This window comes from Mycobacterium gordonae, from assembly GCF_017086405.1.
In the GTDB taxonomy this organism is placed as follows: domain Bacteria; phylum Actinomycetota; class Actinomycetes; order Mycobacteriales; family Mycobacteriaceae; genus Mycobacterium; species Mycobacterium gordonae_D.
Genome location: NZ_CP070973.1, coordinates 167233 through 190761, shown reverse-complemented (window position 1 = coordinate 190761; position 23529 = coordinate 167233). Strand labels below are relative to the sequence as shown.

Below are 23529 nucleotides of genomic sequence, written 5' to 3'. Positions count from 1 at the left end.
CTTGAGGAGCGATCATGTCCAACGCTCGCCCGAACCCCTGGCAGTACATCACCTACTCCTACGGCCGGCGCCTGCCCAACTCGATGCGGGACTGGGTCTCCCGTGACCTTGCCGGCCCCGGAGCCATTCGTAGACACCTGATCCGGATGGCAATACCCGGAATTATCGTGCTGGCCCCGCTCTGGTTGCTGCCGGCATCGTTGTACGTGCACTCGGAGATGACAGCGCCGATCTTCATCTGGGTCCTGCTGATGGCACTGGCCCTGAACAAGGTGTGGCGTCGCCACCGACTGGCCCAGCACGGGCTGGACCCGGGTCTGGTCGATGTCATCAAACGCCAGAAGCAGGCCCACATTCACGACGACTACGCCCGGCGCTATGGCCCGCGCCCGGAAGAGGCCAAATGGCAGGACAACAGCAGCCCGTTCTGACCGCGGCCACGAAGGAGCGATTACGCCATGGGCACGAAAGCCGATGCGGAACTCGACCCGCTGTCGTTGGAGCGCCAGGTCTGCTTCGCGCTCGCCGTCACCAACCGGGCAGTGCTGGCCGTATACCGTCCGTTGCTGGAACCGCTGGGCCTGACCCATCCCCAGTACCTGGTGATGCTGGCGCTGTGGGACAACGCGAAGACTAAGCCGAGTGGAAATCCGCTGTTGGTTAAGGACATCGCCACGCTGTTGCAGATGGATTCGGCCACCTTGTCACCGATGCTCAAGCGCCTCGAGTCGCAAGGCCTGATCACTCGGACGCGCAGCGCCGCCGACGAGCGCACCACTCACATCGCGCTGACCCCACAGGGCCGCAATCTTCGCCGGCAAGCCCTCAAAGTGCCCCCGGCGGTGGTCGCGCGCCTAGGCGTCGATCTCGCCGAACTCGAGCATCTGCGCGAGGTGCTGACCAAGATCAACGCGGCCGCAGTGGCGGCCGGTGCGCTCGACGTCTAGGCAAAAGTCACAGCAGCACACAGCCTTTCGCGGGTGTGAGAAGCCCGGGCCCGGGTATACCCGCGCTGTGGCCAATCCCTCACCAGCCTCCGACAGCTTGCGCCAGTTGGCCGCGGCACACGGCGTGGCGACCTCCTACCGCAACGAGCGACGGGAGCCGGTCGACGTCGACGCCGACGTGGTGATCCGCGTGCTCGGCCTGCTCGACGTGGAGGCTGGTACCGAGGTGGACCGGCGGCGCGAACTGACCCGGCTCTCCGCGGCAGACCACGCCGGCGTGCTGCCGCCTACGGTCGCCTTCCGGGTCGGCGGGCGGCCCCGGCCGCTGCCGGGTGCCGTCGCGCTGGAGTCCGAGGACGGCACCCGCTTCGACGTGCACGGCGAGCTGCCGAGCGGCCTGCCGGCCGGCTGGTACCGCGTGGAAACCCGCGACGGTCAGCAGGCCACGCTGGTCGCGGCGCCGCCGCAGGTGCCGTCGACGCCCGCCACCTGGGGCTGGATGCTGCAGCTCTACGCACTGCGCTCGGCCCGCTCGTGGGGCATCGGCGACCTGGGAGACCTGCGGGAATTCATCGACTGGACCGCCGCGGCGCACCACGCCGGCGCGGTACTGCTCAACCCCTTGCACGCGCCCGGCCCGACCCACCCCGTGCAGCCGTCGCCCTACACCCCCTCCAGCCGGCGTTTCGCCAACCCGCTGGCGCTGCGCATCGAGGACCTCGATGCCTACCATCGCGCCGACCCGGAAACCCGCGCCGAAGTGGACGCGCTGCGGGTCTCGCCGGCCACCGCGCGGATCGAGCACGATCTGGTGTGGGCGGCCAAGCGATCGGCGCTCGAAGTGCTGTGGCGCGCGGAGGGGCGGCCGTCGCCGCTGGACAACTCTCCCGGCTCAGTGGGGCTGCGCGACTGGGCCACCTACTGCGCGCTGGCCGAGCGGCATGGCGGCCGGTGGAGCCGGTGGCCCGCCTCGCTGCGGGATGTCCATGGGCCGGCCGTCGTCGAGGCTCGCCGGGAGCTCGCTCCGCGGCTGGCGTTCCATGCCTGGGTGCAGCAGCGCTGTGCCGAGCAGCTGATCGCGGTGCGGACGACCGCGCGCGAGGCCGGTATGGCGCTGGGGGTGTTGCATGACCTGGCGGTGGGTGTGGACGCCGACGGCGCCGACGCCTGGGCGCTGGCCGACGTGCTGGCCACCGGAGTGAGTATCGGCGCACCGCCGGATAACTTCACCCCGCGCGGCCAGGATTGGGGGTTGCCCCCCTGGCGCCCGGACCGCCTGGCCGCGACGGGTTACGCCGCGCTGCGAGACATGTTGCGCGCGGTACTCGTTCACGCCGACGGGCTGCGCATCGACCATGTCGCGGGGCTGTGGCGGTTGTGGTGGATCCCGCCAGGAGACGGGCCCGACCGCGGCACCTACGTGCACTACGACGCCGAGGTGATGCTGTCGGTGCTGGCGCTAGAGGCGCATCGGGCGAAGGCGACCGTCGTCGGCGAGGACCTGGGCACCGTCGAACCGGAAGTCACCGAGGCGCTGGCCGAGAACGGGATGCTGGGTTGCGCGGTGTCGTGGTTCACCCGCGATCAGTCGGTCGCCGAGGAGCCGCTGCTGGCTCCGGCGAAGTGGCCCGCGCGGGCCGCCGCCAGTTTGTCGACGCACGATCTGCCGACGGCAGCGGGGTTCCTGCGCGCCGAGCACGTGCGGGCGCGTGCCGACCTCGGTCTGCTCAATGATGTTCCGGCCGAACAAGCTTCGGCCGCCAAGGAACGCGCCGAGTGGCTGGCGCTGCTGCGATCCGAACACCTGCTGCCCGATGAAGAGGCCGAGCCCGACGAGCGCTGCCAGTCCAGGATCATCGTCGCGATGCACCGGCTGCTGGCGGCGACACCGAGCCGGCTGAAACTGGTCTCTCCCTACGACGTGCTGGCCGAGGTCCGCCAGCCCAATCTGCCTGGAACGATTGACGAATACCCGAACTGGCGACTGCCGCTTCCAGAGACTCTGGAAGGGCTGCAGGCGGATCCGCGGGTCGCGGAGATCACCGCGCTTTTTCGGGAGGCCGCGCGAGCGTGATGGACAACTGCGTTCTGCGGTGTGACGCATGAGGACGACCCGATCGAGCGGCCGCGGTCGTCCAGGCCGAGCAGCCCAGATCTAGCCCCAAGCCCCCATGCTCAGAGTGGTCTGGCTACTAGTCGTCTTCAGAGACTGCAACTGCAATGTCGAAATGAAGTACCGTCTCGCGTGTCCCGAGTTTCGAGTAGAGATCAATTGCCGGGTCATCTCCAATGTCAGCTTGGACGAAGATGGTGCAGGCTCCGCGAGCTGCTGCGATATTCTTGAGTTCGTCGATTAACGCGCTGGCGATGCCTCTTCGGCGATGAGGTGCTGAAACCGCGAGATCGTAGAGATAGATTTCACTGCGCTCCTGCTCGAATTTGCGCAATTCGTAGGCGGCGATGCCGCCAACTACCGACTCGTCGATGAGGGCCACGAGTGCAATGAAGTACTCGCTGCCCAGCAGTCCCTTCAGATATGCCTTGCCAGGACGAGACGAGACATAGGTGTGGTGCTCCTCAAACGCTTCACCGAAAGTGGCGGAAAGCTCGTTCAGCAACGCCGTGTCGGTAGCCCCAAGTTGACGGATACTGAACCCCTCGGACGATGACATTCGCTGCCCCGGTACTCCTGTCGTAATCCGCTGAAGTAGCGGTCACTCCGGCGAAACGTTACCGCAATCGCCAGGACTGAGTGGAAAGGACGAGCCGACGCCACCAGTAGTCCATTCGGCCGGTGTGACGATCGATTTTGACGCTGACGACGGCTGTCACCTAACTTCCCATCAGTTCTCGACGAGCTGATGCCGCAGTTCACACGCGTCTGAGCCCACGCCTAGGGCGCGGCGGCCCAGCGCTGTGGTCGCCAGGTTTGCGGGCTCACACGTGACGCACCACCAACAACTCGCCGGTCAGCGTCCCGTCTTCGAGCAGCCGCGCTATCCGCGAACTCTGGCGCTCAGCCAGTTGCCACACTTCAGCATCCCCGTGCCGTCGGGTCAGCTCGTCTGTCACCGCATCCATCCGGTCATTCCATTCACTTGGAATCGCGGGCAACTCAGCGGTTGTCAGCCAGTCCTCGACATGAAGCCCCGACTCGTCCACCAGTTGCCGCAACCGGTCGGGCATCGGAAAGTGGTTCGCTTCTAGCTCATCGCGTGCCAGTTCCCGGTGCGCGACGAACGCCAGCAATCCGATTCGGCCGCCGCGGCGCACGGTGCGATGCAACTCGGCAAGCAACGCGAGTTGATCCGCCGTGGTGCACAACACCCCCAGAGACCACGCCGCGTCGCAACTCGCCTCCGCCAGCGGTAATTTCGATCCCACCGCTTGCATCACGGGATAGCCGAACAACCTCTTCGCAGCGCGACAGGCGCCCGCCTCCGGCTCGACCAGCACCGGCCGCAATTCGCGGCGTCGGGCCGCATACGCGGCCGGTCCGCCGACGCCCGCCCCGCAATCCAAGAACGTTGCGCCACTGCCCAGCTCCATGCGCTCGATGAGCCAATCCAGCGCGGCCGGGCTACCGCTCCCCCGGCAGCCCGCCGGCACGTAATAGTCGGGGCCGAGGTCGGCGGCGACCTGCGCGGTCCACTCCGCGACGGTGTCGAACTCGGCCTGCATGGCTTCGGTCACGACACCCCTTTCCGGATGAGCCTGCCGACCTCCGCCTTGATCTCGGCACCCACGCGGGCACCCGAAGCCGATCCCAGCCCCGATACGTTCACGCCCTCCACGCCGTCGATCGACAGCAAAGCCCGCGCTTCGTCGACCGCGGCCGAGATGCCGGCCGCAATCGGATCCACCGCGGTCAGGACGCGCTGCGTCACGGCCGGATCCAGCTCGAGACCGGGCAGGCCCTGCAATATGGCCGCCGACACACTGTCGGTGAAGACGGCGACGGCCGCGATCACCGGGATCGACAGGCCCTGCACCCGAGCTGTTTTCATGAAATCGGCGATCATGTCGGGGAACGGCACATGGTTCAACACGGCCAGGCCGGCGCCGGCGCGCTGCTTTTCCACCAACCGCGCAGGTCGTGCGGCGACGGGCGGCGCAGTGGGTGTTTCGGGTACGGCGGCCAGCGCCCCCAGCGACGCGGCCAATGACACCAGTCGCAGCCCGTCCAGGTCGAACGTCTGGGTGACGTCCGGGCGGACGTCGTAGCCGCGCCCATCACCGGTCACACAAAGCACGGTGTCGACGCCGATGGTGCGCAGACCCCGGAGCTCTTGTTCCAGGACGATCCGATTGCGGTCTCGGCACGACAGGGTGATCCACGGTGTCACCCCCGCGTCCAGCAGTAACGATCCCATCAGTGTCGGCGGAAAGTCCGGCTTGTTCTGATGCTCACCCACCAGTACGGCGTCACAGGAGTTCACCAGCACGGCTGCGGTGGCCGCAACGTCATCTCGATCGAAGGGCGTACAGCTGAAATCGGTCAGCACCAACGGCGCCTGAGTTACCGGCCGATCGACCGGGGACCGACCGGACCAGGGCACGATGTCCACGAATGCACATGCACCGGAACGCATTTCACACTGCCCGTCGGGGCGGACCCCACCACATGGCCCGAATTCCATCCGTTTCGGGCAACCAGCCGTCACCACTCAGTCGTCGCCCAATGCGCCGCTGTCCGGTTGGCCTGCAACGTAATCCATTGGCGGTCCGGCTCCGTCGCCCAGATCGCGGTGCGCCACCGCGGTGGCCAACGCCGTTCCGTTTTGAATGGTCCCGATGATGGCCACTTCGTCGTTCACCGTGAATTGGCTACCGGCCCTGGTGATGACGGCGGTATGCGGGGTGACCAGGTAGGTCCGGGTGACGCCGTCGCGGCTGCGCGCGGTCACCGATCCGGCCGAAACCGCGATCAACGTTCCCTCCTGGCTGACCTGTTGATCGGAAGGGGCCGGCGGCAAATGCGGCGAACCGACAACAGTCACCAGCAACGCGGCTAATGCCGCAGCCGCGATTACCGAACCGAAAACAATGCTCCATGCAGTGCGGGTCGGGCCGCCGGACTGACCCCTTGGTTGCTGCCTCGGCGACTCGCTCAGGCGATGCTTGGCGCTCATCATGGGTCTCTCTTCCAGCTGTTTCCGCCGCCGAACGCTGACACCTGATCGACACGGAACTTTCGCAATCGGATTTACCCGAAGCGTCGCGGCGATAAACCGCACCGCGAATATCGGACCGCTATTTCGGCGCCCGACTAACCTGCCGGAGCCGCGGAGGTGTCACCGTTGCCGGCCGCCCGCAGTTCGGCGAAGGCAGCGACGAACGCGTCGGTGACCTCGTGGGTGTCCTTGAACGTCGCGTCGTCGGCCAGCACCGAGACGCTCAATTGGCCGCCGTAGCTCCACACCGTGATGTTGAGGGCCGAGCCGGCGGCAAGTGGTCCCACGGAATAGAAGTCGGTGACCACGGCCCCCGCGATCGCGCCCGGTTCACGCGGGCCCGGAACGTTGGAGACAATCACGTTGAACAGCTGGTTGGGCGCCTCACGACGCGACATCCAGCCGAACGTCGCGCGAGTGAGAGTCGGCGGGATGAACTCCAGCCAGCGGCCGACCAAGGTCGGTCCCAACAGTTGGTGGTCTTCCTTGGCGATGCGGGTCGAAGTTCGGATCAGGTCGAGCCGCTGCATCGGATCACTGACCTGCACTGGCAGCGAGACCAGCATGGTGGCCAGCGCATTGCCGGCGATCCGGTCCGGCGAGGTGTCGGTGGCAGTGGGGATCGAGGCGATCAGCGGGCGCTCGGTTGCTTCGCCGTAGTTGAGCAACAGCCGCCGCAGCGCGCCCGCCGCAACGGTGAGCACCAGGTCGTTGATCGTCACTCCGAGCGTCTTGCTGAGCGCCTTGACCTGCGCCAGCGGCAGCACAGCGCTGGCGAAGGTCCGGCCGGGCGACAGCTTGTGGTTGAGGAACGTAGGCGGCGGGTCGAACCGGGCTGCCAGATCCGGATGCGTCAGACGCTGGCGCGCGCGGCGCTGAAGCCGGTAGGCCCCGACGACTCCGTCGCGCACCGCCGACGGCAGCGTCCGGACCCGCGCCACGTGGTCGTGCGCCGCGAACCGCATCACGTCCCGCATCCGCGGCGGGGCGAAGACGGCGCCGTCCAGCTCAGGCGTGGCGTCGGTCCACTGCAGGGTGCGCGCCATCAGGTTGGCCGAGGCGACGCCGTCGGCGAGCACATGATGGATCTTGCCGATCACCGCGATACGCCCACCGTCGAGTCCGTCAGCGAAATAGAACTGCCACAGCGGGCGACTGCGATCCAGCGGGGTGCTGGCCACGCGCCCGATGGCGGCGTCGAGTTCCCGCCGTCCCCCAGGCGGGGCAACCTCGACCCGCTGCAGGTGATAATCGAGGTCGAGTTCGGCGTCCTCATGCCAGACGGGGCGGTGCAGATGCCAAGGAGTCGCCACCAGCTGGTAGTGCATCGGCTCGAGAACCGGCAGCCGGGCTCGAAACACCTCGCGGAACGCGTCGAAGGTCGGGGTGCCCTCGAAGCCGGTGGTGTCGACGACCGCCACCTTCAGGGTGTGCTGATGGACGTTGGGCGTCTCGCTGGCCAGCATGAGCACATCCCAACCGCTGAGTCGCTTCACCGGCCCGCCTCTCCTTATCTGGCCGCCCGCGTGGCGCGCCGGGGCTCGGGAAGCCGCTGGTGGACCGATTCGATCGCTTTGGCAAGCCCTGGGACGAACTCGGCCGGCTGCAGCGTGCACCCGGCGTGGCCGGCGTCGACCGGAACCATCTCAGCGTCCGGTATGCGCTCAGCCAGCCACTTCTGCCGCTGCACCCCGAAGGCACGGTCTTTCATCGTCACCACGACCGCCGTCGGGACGTCGATGTCGCCGACCCAGCTGGACGAGTCGAAGCGGACCACCTCGGCGATCGCGCGGGTGATGCCGCCGGGCGAGGTGGCACGAGCCTGGCCCAGCACCCATTGGTAGTCGGCGAAGCGCCCGGTGGGCACCGCAGCCGCCGATCCGCCGCGGCGCGGTTCTGGGGTGAGGGTTTCGATCAGGGCCGCGAACAGCCCGGTGGCGACGCGCTCGTAACGGGCCCGGCTCACCGCCGCGGTCGCGGCGCACAACACCAACCCCTCGACCCGCTCCCGGTGGCGCCGCCAGACCAACTGGGCGATCAGCGACCCCATCGAGTAGCCAACCGGCACGAAGCTGGGGATGTCGAGTACATCGGCCAGGGCCACCACATCGTCCGCGCAGTCCTCGAACAACATCCGGGGCGGCGAGATGCCCTGACCGTGACACCGCTGGTCGAAAATCACCACCCGCCCGAACTCGCGCACCACGTCCAGGGCCGGATACCACGTCATCAGGCCGGTGCAGGCCAGGGAGTGCAGCAGGATGTAGGTAGGCCCGTCGCTGGGGCCCGAGTCGAGAACGTAGGTGCTGCCACGTCCGGGAAGGTCGACGACGACCCCGTCCGGCAACTGCGCGACCGGGGCCAACGCGGGCACCTTCGGCAGCCGCGGCAGTGGGATCCCTCGTGGACGGACGCTAACGATGCACATTATTAGAACACGTTCTAGCGGCGCCGCGGGGACCGATCGCGACTCACAAGGCGCCAATCCTATTCCGGCGGTGGTTGGTAGTGCGCGGCCGAGTTCCGCAGCTGCCAGATCAGCGGGGGGCAAAGCAGGTTGACCGCATAAGACACGAGGTAGTTCGCGGCGGCTTCGTCGTTGGGGTACACGTCACTTTTCACTTCGCGGATCACCTGCGGGTACCCTTCGCCCCGGCCGACCTTGTCACATATCCCGTAGCCGTAGCCCACCGCGTCGTTACCAGGAAAACTGTAATGGCGCCGCACGACCACGTCGTACACGTACTCCACTTCTGGCGCCGGTGCAGCACGCGCGCAGGGTGCTGACACTTGCGCCACTCCTGCGACCACAGCAGCCATGGCTGTCGCCGCAACAGGAAACTTTCGGTGCTTCATCGCTGACATCGGCGCGCATCCTTCGGGCTACTGCGCGGGGTAGCCCGGTGGTGGGTACACACCCCGCAGAATCCATGGGAACCAGTCCATCCCGAATTCCACCTCGTCAGTGGCGTCGTAGTCCGGGCTCGGGTCGATCGGGGTGTTCTCCGGCCGGCTCTGCGCTGAACCACCGGTCCCGTTTCGCCGGGCATCGGCGGCGATCAGGGGCTGCCCGTAAACGGCGACCACCACGGAGCGATCCACACTGTTTTCCGACCACACCCCGATCTGGGTGTTGGCACAATCGGACATGATCGCCCTGGCCGCAGGGTTGTAGTACCACTGGTTGAGGATCTCAATACCGTTGATAGCCAGGGCCGGGTTGATCGCAACGGTTTCGGACACTTTCCCGCGATAGCCGGCCGCGTTTGCCCGGTCCTGCGGCCCGGATGCGTCGGATCCGGTGTCTGCCTCCAAATTTCGGTTGTTGAGCACATCCACGGCGTGCCACTGCGCGGCCAGCTGTAGCTGCGGATTGATCTTGACGTCGTTGGTACATCCGGCCTGATGTTGAAGCGTGTAGACGTTCACCACCAGGCTGTCGTTCAGGCGTTTGTTGTCGGCATGCGCATCGGGTGTGGCCAGCAGGGGGATCATCAACGCGCCGACCAGGCTCAGCAGTCTTCGGCAGCCGCCGCGGTTGGCGTGACCGCCCGACTTGAGGTGGATACCCGGCTGCTTCACGACGGAGCCACGTCCTTAAACCGGATCGAATTGGGATATCAGCCAACGATCGCCAACCCTGTCCAAGGTGACCTTCACGGTGGAGGCGCTGCTGGTGGGCGGGTCGTCGCCGACGACGATGGACTGGTTGACGAAAACCAGTACCACGGCCTGACTTTGACTGGAGGCGATGGGGGCCGCAGCCGGTACCGTCGCTACTGCCGAGATGTGCTTTTGCTTTGCACCGGGGATAACCACGTCGTTGGTCAGCGAGATGTAGGAATCTCGAAACGATCCGGTCAGCCGGTCCCGCGCGGCGCCGAGGTCTTTGTCGACAGTGTCGGGCTGGTAGGACAACAACGCCACGGTGCTGTCGATGGCCGCCCGCATGGCACCCGCAGCTGCAGCTTGTGATTCGCGCGCCGATGCATCACACCACTTCAGATACCCGGCTGACGACGCCAGCACCAGCGCGAGCGCGGGCACAACCCCGCACACCAACACCCGCACCCACCCGATTCGGTCCCGGCGCCGTGATGCCGCAGCGCCGGTTTCGACCACCGCGGCCGGCGACTCTATCGAATCTGTTTCAGTGCAGTCTGATTGGGCTGTTGGCGGGTTCGCATCGCCGACTTCGGCGGCAGCGGGGTGATCCTCGGCTCGCAACCCCGGTTTCGCACATCTCATGGCACAAACACGACCTTCGACACCTTCGCACCATCTCCGGTTTCTTGGACGTCAATCCGCATTCGCCAGTGCCGGGGCGGCTGATCGGCCGAGGCGGTATTGGAGGTGCTCACCGCTACCGTGACGAGAACCTGTGCCGACCCTGCAGTCACCGATTCGAGGCCGGCCGCATTGACAGTCCCGACGGTTTTCGATTTGGCTCTCTTGACCACCTCGGCGAACGCCGGAGAGCGTTGCCGGAAATCCTCGTAGAACGATCCCGTGGCGCAGTCCAGTACCCGCTGAATGTCCACCTCCACGTGGGTGTAGTCGATACTGGTGAGGTTCACCGCGCCCCGGCGTCCCACTGCCAAGAACAATTCCCGGCGATGCTGATCCGCCTGCGACTGGTGGGCACGCACGGCCAGCCATCCCACGAGTCCACCCAGCGCCAGGCACATGATCACACCGGAGATAAACAGCGAACGCAGCCGCGGCGGTTGATGATCGACTTCTTCTGGGCCGCCGCGAGTCTCAGTCGAGTCGGTCGCGTCGTCGGCCGCATCGACGCGGTCCTCGGTGACGTCACCGACGCCAGACGCACCTCGCCGATGCGGTCGCCGTCTGATTGCGGCAACCACTGCTGTGACGGGTCTCTTCCATCGAACGAGGGCCCGGCCCTGTGGCGCGTCGTCGTCGGCCCGATCTTCGTCTCCGACCGCCAACGCAGTCTGTTGGCTCATGACAGGTGAGTCTCCCCGGGCGTGGCGACTTGCTGAACGCCGGATTTTTCAAATCGCTGTAGTGCGGACCGCGGGTGCCCGGCGCCGCGGTGCCCCATCAGACGATCGTGGCAATCGGAGTGTTCTGCTTGACGGCCTGATCCTGCGCCACCAGGAGTGAGATAGTGCCAGTCTGTGGTGCAACGATTTCCATATCCGCTTTGTCCACAGCGACCTCTGCAACGAGATCACCCTCCTCCACTTGGTCGCCGTCGGAGACGAACCACACCGACACGACGCCCTCGGCGTCCGGTTCGTTCTGCGACATCTGCGGGAAAAGAACGTCAGCCATTCCGCTTGCCCAACATCGCGACGACCGCGGCGCGAATGCGCTCGGGTGTGGGCAATACGGCCATCTCCAACGAGCGCGAGTAGGGCAGTGACCCGTCTGGCACACACACACGTGCCGGCGGCACCTTGAACACGGTGGGATCGCGTTCGGCGACCCGAGCGATGATCTCCCCGGAAAGTCCGAACGACTCATAGTCTTCGTCAACCACGAGTAGCCGGCCGGTCCTCCCGACCGACTCGAGGATCGTCGGCGTGTCCAGGGGTACCAAGCTGCGCAGATCAACAACCTCACAGTCGATGCCCTCGGACGCCAGCTCGTCGGCCACGTCCAGCGCATGGTGTACCGAGAGCGAGAGCGTGACAATCGATACATCGCTGCCTGGCCGTACCACCTTGGCCTTGCCCAGCTCAACTTCGAAGGTTTCGCGGGGCACCGGCTCCAAGGCGCGGGAGGTCTTCGACATCCACGACAGCCCCATGATCCCCTTGTGGAACATGTACACAACGGGGTTGTCGTCCCGGATAGCCGCGACCATCATGCCCTTGGCGTCGCCAGGTGAGCTCGGGACGACAACCTTCATGCCGGGCAGGTGCGCGAAGGTCGCCCAAAGACATTGCGAGTGCTGGGCCGCATCCGAATAGCCGCCGCCGACGGCAGTCATAAGCACCACCGGAACGCGGATATTGCCGCCGGACAAGAAGTGAATTCTTGCCATGTGGTTGTAGATCTGGTCCATGCAGACACCGAAGAAGTCGACGAACATCAGCTCAACAATCGGCCGGAGGCCTTCGACCGCGGCACCGACAGCCGCCCCGATGAAGGCGGTCTCCGAGATCGGGGTGTCGACGATCCGTTCGGGGCCAAATCTTTCCAGCAGTCCGCTCGTCTGCCCGAAGACACCGCCGTACTTTCCAATGTCCTCGCCCAGCACGAATATCGATGGATCACGTTCCATCTCTGAGCCGATCGCCTCGGCGATCGCCTTCGCAGCGGTAAGTTTCCTAGTGGGACGTGCGACCGTAGTCATGGCTGCCTCCTGTACGACATAGCCTGCGCGCTAGGCGAATTGATAGTCCAATGCCGTGGCGGGCTCGGGCTCCGCAGACCCCTTTGCGAACGCGATTGCGTCTTCTACGCGCTGGGTTGCCCACGCCGTGACCTCGGCAACGATCTCGTCGGACAGGACCCCGACGTCCCGCAGTCGTCGCTCGTACGCCGGGATGGGGTCCAGTGCCGCAACACCGGCGAGGTCGGGTCGGTATACCTGCGGATCACCCTCGAAATGACCCCACAGCCGCAATGTTTCGACCTCGATCAAGGTCGGCCCCCCGCCGGCCCGCGCCCTAGCAATCGCTTCCGCCGCTGACGCATAGACCGCCTCTACCGCATTATCCTTGACCAGAACGCCCGGCATTCCGTAGGCCACGGCCCGGTCGGCATTGGAATCGATGGCGGTGGACTGAGCTTTCGCGACCGACACACCCCACCCGTTGTCTTCGACGACGAACACCACCGGCAGCTTCCACAACGAGGCGAGGTTCAGGGATTCATGAAACGCACCCTGGTTCGCTGCCCCCTCGCCGGTGACCGCAATCGCAACACGGTCACTTCCTTGCCGCTTGAACGCCAACGCCATTCCCACCGCCGTCGGCAATCCTTCGGCGATGATGCCCGAGCAGGAGAAGTGGACATCTTGATCGAACAGGTGCATATGACCGCCTCGCCCGCGGCCGAGTCCATCCACCCGACCGAAGATTTCGGCGGTCATCTTCTGCAGATCGACGCCCTTGGCCAGGGCCCAGCCATGTGGGCGGTGCGGTCCGGTGACCGCGTCGTCACGCCGCAGATGCGCACAGAAGCCCACCGGGACCGGTTCTTGACCGGTCGACAGATGCATTTCGCCGGGAATCTGTCCCTTGGCGATATCGAAACTCGGTTTCTTGTCGAGGTGATACTCATGCAGGATGGCCTCCTCGTAGATGCGGATCAAGCGCATCATCCGATACAGCCCCAGCCGTACTGCATCGTCCATTGCAGAGATCTCCTTCACTTACTAGTTCCCTGATCCACACTCTGTGCGTGCCTGGAACATCGAGCAAGCAAGCCGATTTCAAATACCTGGAGCCAACGGCTCATCGACGACGTCCGCCCGCTCCGCTTCCTCAGCAGTACGCGGACGGACACCCGCTTTCCATACGGTGATGTCTCCCTCGACGCGTGCCTGGCACGCCAACCGAATCGCGCGACCAGCCCGGAGCCGGACCGACAACAATTCCAGCGTCTCTCGCTCGCCGTCCTGCATGGGCGACAGGTGTTGCTCGCCCGCCTTCACCTCAACCCAGCAGATCGAGCAGGTTCCGTCGCCGTTGCACAGTGTTGGCCAATGAAAACCGCATCTTTGGGCGGCCCCCATGATGGCCTCGCCGTCGTAGGCGTTCAGGATGATTCCGCGGGGTTCGACCTCTACCGAATGCGTGACAGGGGCGGCGCCTCGTTCCGGCCCGGTCACTACTTGGCCAGATAGTCAGATATTGCCCGGTGCAAATTGCTGACGTTCCCGTCGGGGCGCCCCCATACCGGACCTCGGTATCCCCGAGAATGCACGCCCGCCTGCCATTTCGGCAGGTTGGTGAAGTCCTGCGTCATGATCGTTCCCCAGATCTTGGTTTCCCGCCAGTCTGGATAGAACTCATGCTCCATCAGCGGGACTTCCGCTTCGTTCGCACATAGTTTCAGGTAGTAGACGTCGAAGATGCACTGCTCGTGGCTGAGCCCGTTCGGCATGAATCGCAAGACGAGCGCATTGCCGGCGTTGCACGGAATCGTGAAGTTGGGGAACACGTTCCACAACTCACCGGCCAGCAGATCGGCATCGCTGTAGGCGCTTAGGTCCAACCCTTCAGCCTCGGCTTGCTGTCGGCGCAAGCCTGCGAAGAACGTCCCGATCGTCACGTCCTCGGGCAGCTCCTGGACGGTCTCCAGCAGAGCGTTGGCTTGGGCCACATCCTCGTCGTTGTAGAAGTCGAACTCGGCCAGGTCGGCGGTCAGGGCCAGCAACACATCGGTACGGTCATAGCTGTCGTCACCGAGGCGCGCGCTTGGCTTGCCCATGTTGCCCGGCTTGATCCGGTGCATTCCGTGGTCGCCATGCTGCTCGTAGATCATTCCCGTGTCGTCGAGATATCTCAATGACTGCGGGTGGGTGCCGATCGCATGATAGGTCTCGATGAACGCTTCGTGGCACAGCTTCCAGTTGGCATCGATGATTGTCGATCTCTTCCTGGTGCAGGCCATCTTGTGTATCCCGTACCGCTCGACACGGTCGCGTACCGGGCCCAGATACTCGTGCAGCGGGGCAGCGGCCGGGTCCATGTTGATGAAGACAAAGCCCGCCCACACCTCGACTTGGCATTCCGGCAGGTGCAGCGCATCGGGCTCGATTGCCTTGGGATCGAAGTCCTGTGGATCGACAACATCTTTCAAGGAGCCGTCGAGGTTCCAGCACCAGGCATGGGATGGGCACCTGAGCTCATTGCATGAACCTCTGCCCTCTTTGAGGCGCATACCACGGTGTTGGCAGACGTTGTGCAGCGCTTTGATCTCGCCGCTGGTCGTGTGCACGACCAGAATGCTTTGATCGACAATCTGGTACTCGCAGTAGTCACCGGGCCGTCTTACCTCTTCGACCCGGCACGCGACCTGCCATACGTTCGGCCAGAGCTTTGCCGCCTCCTGCCTGGCGAACTCAGCCGACACGTATCGTTCCCGTATTCCTAATTCCGCACCAGCACTACGGTATTCGGCATTGACATTGTGCCCTATCGTCGATGTCATCGAGTTTGCCCTTCCAATATTCGCAACAAAAGCTCGGCCGAGCACCGGAGGTAGGCGCCATTCCGAGATTCCCGGATGGCTCCGGTAAACCCTTCTAGGCCGGGGTCTTTCACTCGCAAGCGACTACGAAACTCCCAACAGCTCGGCGGCGGTGCCGCCGAAGAACCTGGCGTCCTGCTCAGGACTGAGATCACCCACTGCCGAACGGAAAGTGGTCAGGGGGGTGTTGAATCCCTCGCTGTGCGGCCAGTCACTGCCGAACATCAGGTTGTTGCCCAGACCGGTTTCCACATACGACTTGATCGGTTCCATCGGATGCACGGTGCTGCGGAAGTGATCGCGCAGGTATTCACTTGGCGATCTCTTCAAGTGAACCGAGTGGCGCCGAGCGACCCGCTCGTAGGCATACGACGCGTCGAGCCCCGGGCCGTTCACCACGGCACCGGTGCTGCCCGGGATGCCCTCGGTAAGTCCGATGAGGGGATTGATCCATCCTGCTGTGAGTTCAACGGTCGCGAATCTCAGATCCGGGAATTTGTCGAAAACGCCGTTGAGGATCAGGTCGGCCGCAGCCACCTGCACCCCGAGGTGAGAGAAGGCCATGTCCAAAGCCGCGAAGAGGGGGTCGGCCGCGTCGATGAACCAGCCCTCGTCGAGTCCGCTGGCGCGCACATCGGCGTCCTGGATGTGAAACACGGGAACGATTCCGTTGTTCAGAAAGGCTCGCCACGCCCTGTCATGGTCAGGATGAGACATCCTGCGGCCGTCGACCAGACCATAGGAAAGGAAGGCCGCCTTGATTCCGTGCTTGCCCAAGTAGGCCAATTCACTTTCGAGCCAGCCTAAGTCTCCACCGCGCAAAGTCACGTGGCCGGTCGGCTCCAAGCGTCCGGATCCCTCCTCGCGCACCGTGACCGCCCACCGGTTCCATGCGGTCATATTCGCGCGCAGAATGTCGAGCCGGTCATGGACATACCGGCCCCAGACGGCTCCGAAGTGTGGGAACAGGATGCTCTTGTCGACTCCGAGCTGATCCAGCTGCTCGACTCGCGCCTTCGGTTCGGTGCAGGCGGCCGGCATGTCCGCAACGTAATCCACCTCAGCGGGGATCCTGTCTTTCCAACGCTGCCAGGGCCCGAAGAACGACTCGAAGCCGTCCTCCGGAACGGTTTTCGAGTAGATGTACATGAGCTGGTTTGTCGCCCTTGACCATAACCACGGGTAGCCCAGCTCATCTCGGGTCATCTCCAGCGCGAGCTCCTTCTTGTCGGGGTCGCAGTGGTCCAACCACATGTTCGGATACTCGAACAGGTGCTGATCGAAGTCGAAGATCACGGTGGTCCTCCGTCTGAGCCGTGCTTGCAGCAACACTGATGTGATATGCACCGTAAGTCGTTGCAATCAGCCGCAAAACAGGTCGATGTTCAGATAGCGCTATTCACTACGCCGAACATGTCAGCGCACGGCGAGCCACCGGTTTCTTCGGCGCAGACCCACCGGTTGCCGCTCACAGACCCAGGCTTCGCCCGATGATGTCTTTCATGATCTCAGTGGTTCCCCCGTAGATGGTCTGGACGCGGGTGTCGACGTAGTCCCTGGCGACCTTGTATTCGTTCATATAGCCGTATCCGCCGTGCAACTGAAGACAGGCATCGACGACACGCTTGGCCAGCTCGGTACACCACCACTTGGCCTTTGCCGCGTCGATAGCGGTGAACTCCTTGTCCAGCAGAGCCTGCAGGCATCGATCGAGGTAATGCTGGGCGATGTCGAGTTCGGTGTCCAGTTCGGCCAGCACAAATCGGTTGTGTTGGAAACGTCCTATGCTCTGGCCGAACGCGGTCCGATCCTTGGCGTATTGCAAAGTTCGGCAGTAGGTCTCGCGCGCCCCGGCCACCGCAGCGATGGCGATGGAAAGTCGCTCGGACGGGAGGTTGGCCATCAGGTGATAGAACCCGCGGTTCGCTTCGCCGAGGAGGTTGTCGGCGGGAACCCGTACGTCCGAGAACCGCAACTCCGCGGTGTCCTGTGCGGGTTGGCCCAACTTGTCGAGCTTTCGACCCCTCTCGAAACCCTTCATGCCGCGCTCCACCACAAACAATGAGAAGCCCTTGTGGCCGGCGTGGGGATCGGTACGTGCCACCACAATGATCAGGTCGCTGTTGATTCCAGCGGAGATGAATGTCTTGTAACCGCTGAGAATCCAGTCATCGCCGGAACGTACAGCGGAGGTCCGGATGCCCGCCAGGTCACTTCCGGCGCCGGGTTCGCTCATCGCGATCGCGCCGATCAATTCGCCTGCCACATAGCCGGGAAGCCAGCGACGCTGTTGATCGGGCGTCGCCAGATCGCGAAGGTATGGCGCCACAATGTCGTTATGCACGCTGAGCGCAGGCGTGAGGAAACCGAACCTAGCGAGCTCCTCTACGACTACGGCATTGAACCGGAAGTCATCTGAGCCACCTCCGCCGTGGTCTTCGGGCAGATTGAATCCGATCAGCCCGTAACGGGCAGCCGCTAAGTATGCGGATCGATCAACGATCCGGGCCTGTTCCCACTTCTGCGCATTCGGCCGGACTTCTCGGGCAATGAACTGTTGCGCGGTCGCCCTGAGTTGCTCATGTTCGATCTCGAAAATACTCCGCTTCACAGCATCCCTTCCGCGGTGCCATCGGACGGTGTGCTCGGGTCGTGTGACGGTTTCCAGTGGTGCCAGAGGTGTAACACATTGCAGCCGCCGCGGTTTCGGCTACCATGCCGAACTCGCCCCAAAACGGTTCACAGCCGGCGAGGAGTCGCTGGTAGTTCACCACCCGGGGACTGTCGGGAAGCTCTTCGTCCGCGCCGTCGTCGATGACGACGAAATACTGAACGGCCGGCAACTTGTCCGCCAGTTTCCCACGCGGGCGTCAGGGCCGACACCTAACCGGTCCAGTGCAGTGGCCAACCGTCTGGCCTGCGCGCAGACACCGGCGATGGTCGACACCGTGACGCCGTGACCAGCGGTTGCGGTAACGACTTTCTTGTGGCCGAAGTACCTCTCGGCACGATGAAAGACATGCGGCAGCGCCAATGGTCGGTCTTGCATCAACCCAAGCAAGGACAATCCTTCTCAGCGAAGAAGCGCAGCGGGCTCAACCGGGCAGGGCAATCGACTTGGTCTCCAGAAACTCGGTGAATCCGTCCACACCGAGTTCGCGACCCAACCCACTCTGCTTGTAGCCTCCGAACGGTGTGTCAGCGGCCAGCCATACGCCCCCGTTGACTCCGACGGTCCCGGTGCGCAGTCGACGTGCAATCCGCATCGCGCGGTCGGTATCGCCGCTGTGCACCGCCGCTGACAGTCCGTAGCTGCTGTTATTGGCGATTTGCACTGCCTCGTCGTCGCCATCGTAAGGGATGACGGCAAGCACGGGTCCGAATATCTCCTCCTGCGCGATGACCGCGTCGGGATCGACGTCGCAGAACAGTGTGGGCTCAACGAAATACCCGACAGGCAGTGAATCGGGCACGCCACCACCCAGCAGAAGCCGCGCCTCCTGCCTGCCTTTCTCGATCATGCTCAGAACCCGGAACCGTTGCTTGGCGTTGATCACCGGGCCGACAACTGTCGCCGGGTCGGTGGGGTCCCCACACGGAAGCGATTCGAAGGCTGTCTGCGCTACCGCTAGTCCTTCTTCGTATCGGCTTCTCGGCAACAGCAGGCGGGTCGTCAGCGCGCACCCCTGCCCGGCATGCGCACACACCCCCGCGATCGCTGCACCGAGAGCCGGTAGATCCGCGTCATCGAGGATGATGTTCGCCGACTTCCCGCCGAGTTCCAGGCATACCCGCGTGACGTGATTTGCTGCGCTCGCCATGATCCGCTTGCCGACCTGCGTGGATCCGGTGAACGTAATCATGTCCACACGGGGGTCCGACACCAGCGCTTCGCCGATCGCGGCATCCGCGGCCGTCACCACGTTGACCACGCCGGCGGGAATGTCGGTTCGCTCGGCGATAATCCGGCCTAATTCGGTTCCACTCCAAGGCGTGTCGGGAGCCGGCTTGAGCACGATCGTGCAGCCGGCTGCCAGCGCTGCGGCGACTTTGAAGATGTTGAGCGGCAGCGGATAGTTCCATGGTGTGATGGCGGCAACGACCCCTACCGGCTCCCGCACAACGGTGCGTCGGGAGGTTACGCCGGCAAGTGTCGACCGTGCGGCGACTTGCACCTCATAAGAAAATGATGTCGCCAAATCTGCCCAATAACAGACAGATTCGAGGATAGTGTCCAACCAGATCGAATGCGTCAACGAGACTGGGACACCGGCTTCGCGCACCAGAACCTGCCGCAGGGTTTCCTGTTCCGCCCGCAGCCCGTCCAGCAACTGTCGCAGGCAGTGTGCGCGCAGTTCGTGATCTTGCGGCCAGGTCGATCCGTCGAAGGCCTGCCGTGCCGCTTTGACCGCATCGTCCACATCTTCGTGGCTCCCATCGGGAGCGGATCCGATCGACTCTTCGGTAGCCGGGTTGACATTGGCAAATGTCCGACCATCGCTGGCCTCGCGTAATGCGCCGCCGATCAACAGGCCAGGCATGGCCAATCCCATGTCGCCATGCGCCCTGTGGCGCCTATCAGCCCGGCTCGCGTCATAGTGCGATCTGTCACCGCTGGGGACACCGTGTCGGTTCCGTGTTACTTCTTGCCGGTGAAGTAGGCCTCCACATCGGGGAGCGAGGACAGCCCCTCGAGTAGTCCACGCGGGTCGAAGTAGTCGGTCCAGCGTGCGATCTTTCCATCGCGGACTTCGAACACCCCGACGACAGGAACGGTCAAGATCTCTTCACCCGACTGGGTGCTGCCGACATCGAGCCGCTCGGTGAACACGACACCGTCATCGCCCACAGCAAGGTGCCGCACATCAATGGAGAGGACGTAATCGCCGAACACTTGACCGCTCATCTCGTGCTTGGAGACGATGTCCTCGATCCCTACGCTGGGCGGGAATCCGGAGTTTCCCCAGACGGCATCCTCAGTCATCGAGTCCCGAAGGTGCTGCGGCACTTGGGACAGCGGTTGCCCCATACCCTTGAGGAATGCGCGGACGACGTCCTCGTTGCTCATGTCATCTCCTATTGGTGAGGTGTGGTGATCGGGAGCGGCAAGACCCGCTCGGCTCGCGGGACTTCCGGAACTTGCTGATATTCAGAACATAGATACCCGGGCCGTGGCCCGTAAGCCTCGTGAGTTCAGATAGTGCGCCGCCGCGAGACGTCCGCTACCCATCGCCCACGGCTTCCTGAAAATGCTCGGCGGGAATCCAATTGACCAACGTGACGCCTGCTGGACGAACCACGAAATCGGCACGCATCGACATGCCCGCCCGAAGGGGTGGGCGGCCGGCGAGATGCCCCGCCAACCGGACGTCGGGCATATCGTCCAGCTCGACCAGGACGAACGTGTACGGGACCGGAAATGCGGGATGAACCTGATGCTCGGCGACAGTCCAGGACACCAACCGCGCCCTGGGTGCGACGGGCTTCCACTCGACAGCCCATGACCGGCAGCTGTGACAGTACGAGCGAGGCAGGTGCAACGCCGTACCGCACCTCGCGCACACGCACACCGCAACTTCACCATTGTGGGCTGCCAACCAAAAGCCGGCAGTGTCTGGGTCATTGGTTACCGGTAGCGGCGCCGGGATGCTGCTCACTAGTGACTGAGATTCTCGAGTTCGGCGATATCCAGGTTGAACAGCGATGCCGCGTTACGCCAGAGGATCTTCTCCTTGGCAGCGTCGCTGACGTTGCTCAGCCCTTCGTTGATCGAGTGTTCGATCTCCTGCTTGTCCAAGCAGGTTTGATGCGGGTAGTCGGTTTCAAACAGCAAGTTGTCTTCGCCGATGGCTTCGATGTGCCAAGGTTTGAGATCCTCATACCAGTAGTTGGCGAACACCTGCCGGTGAAAGTACTCGCTGGGCAGCATGCCGTTGGCGGCGAATTCCGGCCGCTCAAGCCAAGGCTGGTACTTGTGATAGTGAAAATCTAACGCCTCCAACAGGAACGGAATCCAACCCACCGCACTTTCGACGGAGACGAATCGCAGTTTGGGGTACCGGGCCAGTACGCCAGACATCAACAGATCCGCCAGGGTGATCCCGCTTTCGAGGAAGAAGGAAGTCGTCAGACGAGCTAGGGTGGCGCGCCAGCCCTCCACTGCGGTGCGCTCGTCGTTCATGTGGCGACTCAGGTTTCCGCCACCAACGTGGAAGCTGATGGATAAACCGGCATCCTGGGCGGCGGCCCACATCCGATCCCAATGGCGATCAGCCAACAGCGGCTGTCCGTGCTCGTGCGGCTTACCGGTTGACACCAGGCCCCGGTGACCGGCGGCCGCGCACCTCTCAATCTCAGCGACGGCCGCGTCGACATCCCAATAGGGAATGAGCGCCAGCGAAAGCAGCCGGTCGGGTGCGATCGAGGACCACTCCAGGAGAAAGTCGTTGTACGCCTGCAACGCTGCGGTTTGAAATTCAAGAGCGTCCGAGCCCGCGGCGGCAAAGATGTTCGGGCCGACGAACCCAAGGTTGGGGAACAGAGCCGCTGCCTGGATACCGTAGGAATCCATCACTTCCAACCGTGCCCGAGCGTCATATGCCGAGGGATGCATCGACGAGAAGCGATCCGCGTAGTCGGGGAATTTCGGCGACCGCATGGGCTTGCCGCCGTCGCCGGGGACCATGATGCAGGTGCCGACGGTGAAGACGGGTTGTCCGTCCATGCACCAGTACTCGCCTTGACGCTCCTCAACCCAGCGCACCTCCGGAATCAAGTTTCCCCATCGCCGGCGAGACATCCGGGTGGTCCACAGATCGGGTGGTTCGGTGATGTGGGTGTCGGTGTCGATGATCAACGTCGAGGAGCTGCCCATATTGCCTCCAAACACATATTGTCTCCAAACACACTGGCGGAGTTCGCTACACGTAGTAGATAGGTTCAGCGTCTACGTACGGGCCCTAGGCTGCAATCGGCACGAATTCAGATGATGAGATGAATGCTCAATCCTGGGTGCCGACTACGAAAGCAGCAACGGTCGTGGCTGATCCGCCGATGTTCAACAGGCCGGCTTTCTTCACGCCCGGCACCTGATAGTCGCCGGCCCGCCCGCTGACTTGCCGTGCGCCGTCCAGCAGCATCCGGACACCGGTCGCTCCGACCGGATGGCCTAGACCAAGCAATCCGCCACTGGGGTTGATCGGCAGGGTGCCGTCGGTTTCAATGACGCCGTCCTCCACCGCCTGCCATGACATGCCCGGCGCAGTAATGCCGAAGTGGTCGATTGCCAGGTATTCCGAAATGGTGAAGCAGTCATGGGTCTCGATCACGTCCAGGTCTGCCGGTCCGCGGCAACCGGCCCTACGGTACGCATCCAGAATTGTCTGCCGTAGATGCGGAAACACGTAGGTCGCTGGTCTGCTGGCTGCGAGCTTCTCCTCGAGCAGCATCGCACCGGTGCGGTGTCCCCAACCCAGGATCTTCGGAACATCCTCGAGATCGACTTTGCGCCTGCGTGCCCAGCTCTCCGCGAAGCGACCGGAGGCCAGCACAACAGCAGCCGAACCGTCCGTTATCCGGCTGCAGTCATAGCGCCGAAGCGGACCTGCCACCGGTGGGTTATGTACATCGTTCTGGTAGAACGATTCTCGGGTCAGCTCCCACTCGCGCGTCTGCGCCCGCGGGTTGCACCGCGCGTTCGTCATGTTGATTTCGGCTATCCGCCCCAGGTAGGCGTGTTCGAGGCCGTACCGAAGCGCGTATTCGTCGCCGATACGCCCAAACATGGCCGGCCAGGGAAAGGGCTCGCCGACAACCTCCTTGCCGACCCATGCGGCGCCACCCAGTCGCAGCCCGGCCTCCTGGCCACCCACGTTGCGCAATACCTCAGCGCCGACCACCAGAGCGCAATCGTAACGGCCACTTTCCAAGTCGGCCATCGCCGCGAGTGCAGCCATGCTGCCTGATGCGCACGCGGCCTCGTGACGTGAGGCCGGCTTGCCGATCAAGGCCGGGTCAATCGAAGTCACCAGACCACCGAGCTGACCTTGCCCCGTGAAGATCTCGCCCGCAAAATTCCCCACGTGAATCGTGTCGATGTCTCCCGCTTCGATGCATGCGTCCTCGAGGGCGCCGGCCGTGGCGGACTGTAGCAGCGGAAAGAACTGCCCGTCGGGGGCTTTCGCGGCAAAGTCGGATTGCCAACCGCCTAGTATATAGGTCATCTGCGTCCGTTC

25 protein-coding genes are annotated in these 23529 nt (G+C 63.9%); 3 read left to right on the top strand and 22 right to left on the bottom strand.

Features of this window, described 5'->3' with window-relative positions:
* Nucleotides 1-14: 14 nt before the first annotated feature.
* The 3 genes from JX552_RS00865 to malQ all read left to right on the top strand — a co-directional run bounded on the left by JX552_RS00865 (nucleotide 15) and on the right by malQ (nucleotide 3021).
* Nucleotides 15-431 carry a DUF5313 domain-containing protein gene (locus tag JX552_RS00865; protein WP_205875666.1) on the top strand — a complete coding sequence of 139 codons (417 nt, stop codon included), beginning with the start codon at nucleotides 15-17 and terminating at the stop codon, nucleotides 429-431.
* A 27-nt stretch (nucleotides 432-458) separates the two neighbouring features.
* A complete protein-coding gene (locus JX552_RS00860; RefSeq protein WP_205875665.1) occupies nucleotides 459-947 on the top strand; it encodes a MarR family winged helix-turn-helix transcriptional regulator in 489 nt (162 codons plus the stop codon).
* A gap of 67 nt (nucleotides 948-1014) precedes the next feature.
* Entirely contained in the window at nucleotides 1015-3021 is a 2007-nt protein-coding gene (malQ, locus tag JX552_RS00855; protein WP_205875664.1) for a 4-alpha-glucanotransferase, read from the top strand.
* A gap of 118 nt (nucleotides 3022-3139) precedes the next feature.
* Here the strand turns inward: malQ and JX552_RS00850 are convergent, their stop codons facing one another.
* The 22 genes from JX552_RS00850 to JX552_RS00745 all read right to left on the bottom strand — a co-directional run bounded on the left by JX552_RS00850 (nucleotide 3140) and on the right by JX552_RS00745 (nucleotide 23517).
* Complete coding sequence (locus JX552_RS00850; RefSeq protein ID WP_205875663.1) at nucleotides 3140-3619, bottom strand: AAC(3)-I family aminoglycoside N-acetyltransferase; 480 nt, start codon at nucleotides 3617-3619, stop codon at nucleotides 3140-3142.
* Nucleotides 3620-3884: 265 nt separating this feature from the next.
* The gene (locus JX552_RS00845; protein ID WP_241010833.1) at nucleotides 3885-4640 is read right to left on the bottom strand and encodes a class I SAM-dependent methyltransferase; all 756 of its coding nucleotides are present in this window, start codon (nucleotides 4638-4640) and stop codon (nucleotides 3885-3887) included.
* On the bottom strand, nucleotides 4637-5611 hold the full coding sequence (locus JX552_RS00840; protein ID WP_205875662.1) for a methylenetetrahydrofolate reductase C-terminal domain-containing protein: 975 nt from the start codon (nucleotides 5609-5611) through the stop codon (nucleotides 4637-4639). Before JX552_RS00840 ends, JX552_RS00845 begins: the two co-directional genes overlap by 4 nt.
* Before the next feature lie 3 nt (nucleotides 5612-5614).
* Nucleotides 5615-5947, bottom strand: coding sequence for a hypothetical protein (locus JX552_RS00835; protein ID WP_241010831.1), 333 nt, complete (start codon nucleotides 5945-5947; stop codon nucleotides 5615-5617).
* A 269-nt stretch (nucleotides 5948-6216) separates the two neighbouring features.
* Nucleotides 6217-7617, bottom strand: coding sequence for a WS/DGAT/MGAT family O-acyltransferase (locus JX552_RS00830; RefSeq protein WP_205875660.1), 1401 nt, complete (start codon nucleotides 7615-7617; stop codon nucleotides 6217-6219).
* Nucleotides 7618-7631: 14 nt separating this feature from the next.
* The gene (locus tag JX552_RS00825; protein ID WP_241010830.1) at nucleotides 7632-8495 is read right to left on the bottom strand and encodes an alpha/beta fold hydrolase; all 864 of its coding nucleotides are present in this window, start codon (nucleotides 8493-8495) and stop codon (nucleotides 7632-7634) included.
* Nucleotides 8496-8608: 113 nt separating this feature from the next.
* Complete coding sequence (locus JX552_RS00820) at nucleotides 8609-8986, bottom strand: DUF732 domain-containing protein (protein ID WP_241010829.1); 378 nt, start codon at nucleotides 8984-8986, stop codon at nucleotides 8609-8611.
* An 18-nt stretch (nucleotides 8987-9004) separates the two neighbouring features.
* The gene (locus JX552_RS00815) at nucleotides 9005-9616 is read right to left on the bottom strand and encodes a CAP domain-containing protein (RefSeq protein WP_205878121.1); all 612 of its coding nucleotides are present in this window, start codon (nucleotides 9614-9616) and stop codon (nucleotides 9005-9007) included.
* Nucleotides 9617-9718: 102 nt separating this feature from the next.
* Entirely contained in the window at nucleotides 9719-10243 is a 525-nt protein-coding gene (locus tag JX552_RS00810) for a hypothetical protein (protein ID WP_431195906.1), read from the bottom strand.
* Between the two features lie 122 nt (nucleotides 10244-10365).
* The gene (locus JX552_RS00805) at nucleotides 10366-11091 is read right to left on the bottom strand and encodes an Mce protein (RefSeq protein ID WP_205875658.1); all 726 of its coding nucleotides are present in this window, start codon (nucleotides 11089-11091) and stop codon (nucleotides 10366-10368) included.
* A gap of 97 nt (nucleotides 11092-11188) precedes the next feature.
* A complete protein-coding gene (locus JX552_RS00800; protein ID WP_205875657.1) occupies nucleotides 11189-11422 on the bottom strand; it encodes a biotin/lipoyl-containing protein in 234 nt (77 codons plus the stop codon).
* A complete protein-coding gene (locus JX552_RS00795; RefSeq protein WP_205875656.1) occupies nucleotides 11415-12449 on the bottom strand; it encodes an alpha-ketoacid dehydrogenase subunit beta in 1035 nt (344 codons plus the stop codon). Before JX552_RS00795 ends, JX552_RS00800 begins: the two co-directional genes overlap by 8 nt.
* A gap of 30 nt (nucleotides 12450-12479) precedes the next feature.
* The gene (locus JX552_RS00790; protein WP_205875655.1) at nucleotides 12480-13454 is read right to left on the bottom strand and encodes a thiamine pyrophosphate-dependent dehydrogenase E1 component subunit alpha; all 975 of its coding nucleotides are present in this window, start codon (nucleotides 13452-13454) and stop codon (nucleotides 12480-12482) included.
* Nucleotides 13455-13532: 78 nt separating this feature from the next.
* On the bottom strand, nucleotides 13533-13931 hold the full coding sequence (locus JX552_RS00785) for a 2Fe-2S iron-sulfur cluster-binding protein (protein WP_205875654.1): 399 nt from the start codon (nucleotides 13929-13931) through the stop codon (nucleotides 13533-13535).
* Nucleotides 13931-15256: an aromatic ring-hydroxylating oxygenase subunit alpha gene (locus JX552_RS00780; RefSeq protein ID WP_205875653.1), complete on the bottom strand. Its 1326-nt coding sequence runs from the start codon at nucleotides 15254-15256 to the stop codon at nucleotides 13931-13933. Before JX552_RS00780 ends, JX552_RS00785 begins: the two co-directional genes overlap by 1 nt.
* Before the next feature lie 123 nt (nucleotides 15257-15379).
* Complete coding sequence (locus JX552_RS00775; RefSeq protein WP_205875652.1) at nucleotides 15380-16591, bottom strand: amidohydrolase family protein; 1212 nt, start codon at nucleotides 16589-16591, stop codon at nucleotides 15380-15382.
* A 172-nt stretch (nucleotides 16592-16763) separates the two neighbouring features.
* On the bottom strand, nucleotides 16764-17906 hold the full coding sequence (locus JX552_RS00770; RefSeq protein ID WP_205875651.1) for an acyl-CoA dehydrogenase family protein: 1143 nt from the start codon (nucleotides 17904-17906) through the stop codon (nucleotides 16764-16766).
* A gap of 484 nt (nucleotides 17907-18390) precedes the next feature.
* Nucleotides 18391-19836, bottom strand: coding sequence for an aldehyde dehydrogenase family protein (locus JX552_RS00765; RefSeq protein ID WP_205875650.1), 1446 nt, complete (start codon nucleotides 19834-19836; stop codon nucleotides 18391-18393).
* A 98-nt stretch (nucleotides 19837-19934) separates the two neighbouring features.
* Nucleotides 19935-20363 (bottom strand): limonene-1,2-epoxide hydrolase family protein, encoded by a 429-nt coding sequence (locus JX552_RS00760; protein WP_205875649.1) that lies wholly within the window; start codon nucleotides 20361-20363, stop codon nucleotides 19935-19937.
* A 154-nt stretch (nucleotides 20364-20517) separates the two neighbouring features.
* The gene (locus JX552_RS33085) at nucleotides 20518-20859 is read right to left on the bottom strand and encodes a Zn-ribbon domain-containing OB-fold protein (RefSeq protein WP_431195905.1); all 342 of its coding nucleotides are present in this window, start codon (nucleotides 20857-20859) and stop codon (nucleotides 20518-20520) included.
* A 92-nt stretch (nucleotides 20860-20951) separates the two neighbouring features.
* The gene (locus JX552_RS00750) at nucleotides 20952-22169 is read right to left on the bottom strand and encodes an amidohydrolase family protein (protein WP_205875647.1); all 1218 of its coding nucleotides are present in this window, start codon (nucleotides 22167-22169) and stop codon (nucleotides 20952-20954) included.
* 127 nt (nucleotides 22170-22296) lie between these two features.
* Nucleotides 22297-23517 carry an acetyl-CoA acetyltransferase gene (locus JX552_RS00745; protein WP_205878120.1) on the bottom strand — a complete coding sequence of 407 codons (1221 nt, stop codon included), beginning with the start codon at nucleotides 23515-23517 and terminating at the stop codon, nucleotides 22297-22299.
* Nucleotides 23518-23529: the final 12 nt, after the last annotated feature.

Bases quoted from the DNA above. Each gene is read 5' to 3' on its own strand.
- JX552_RS00865 (WP_205875666.1), top strand. From the start codon at position 15: ATGTCCAACGCTCGCCCGAACCCCTGGCAGTACATCACCTACTCCTAC.
- JX552_RS00860 (WP_205875665.1), top strand. From the start codon at position 459: ATGGGCACGAAAGCCGATGCGGAACTCGACCCGCTGTCGTTGGAGCGC.
- JX552_RS00850 (WP_205875663.1), bottom strand. From the start codon at position 3,619: ATGTCATCGTCCGAGGGGTTCAGTATCCGTCAACTTGGGGCTACCGAC.
- JX552_RS00820 (WP_241010829.1), bottom strand. From the start codon at position 8,986: ATGTCAGCGATGAAGCACCGAAAGTTTCCTGTTGCGGCGACAGCCATG.
- JX552_RS00815 (WP_205878121.1), bottom strand. From the start codon at position 9,616: ATGATCCCCCTGCTGGCCACACCCGATGCGCATGCCGACAACAAACGC.
- JX552_RS00805 (WP_205875658.1), bottom strand. From the start codon at position 11,091: ATGAGCCAACAGACTGCGTTGGCGGTCGGAGACGAAGATCGGGCCGAC.
- JX552_RS00800 (WP_205875657.1), bottom strand. From the start codon at position 11,422: ATGGCTGACGTTCTTTTCCCGCAGATGTCGCAGAACGAACCGGACGCC.
- JX552_RS00795 (WP_205875656.1), bottom strand. From the start codon at position 12,449: ATGACTACGGTCGCACGTCCCACTAGGAAACTTACCGCTGCGAAGGCG.
- JX552_RS00790 (WP_205875655.1), bottom strand. From the start codon at position 13,454: ATGGACGATGCAGTACGGCTGGGGCTGTATCGGATGATGCGCTTGATC.
- JX552_RS00780 (WP_205875653.1), bottom strand. From the start codon at position 15,256: ATGACATCGACGATAGGGCACAATGTCAATGCCGAATACCGTAGTGCT.
- JX552_RS00765 (WP_205875650.1), bottom strand. From the start codon at position 19,836: ATGCCTGGCCTGTTGATCGGCGGCGCATTACGCGAGGCCAGCGATGGT.
- JX552_RS00760 (WP_205875649.1), bottom strand. From the start codon at position 20,363: ATGAGCAACGAGGACGTCGTCCGCGCATTCCTCAAGGGTATGGGGCAA.
- JX552_RS00750 (WP_205875647.1), bottom strand. From the start codon at position 22,169: ATGGGCAGCTCCTCGACGTTGATCATCGACACCGACACCCACATCACC.
- JX552_RS00745 (WP_205878120.1), bottom strand. From the start codon at position 23,517: ATGACCTATATACTAGGCGGTTGGCAATCCGACTTTGCCGCGAAAGCC.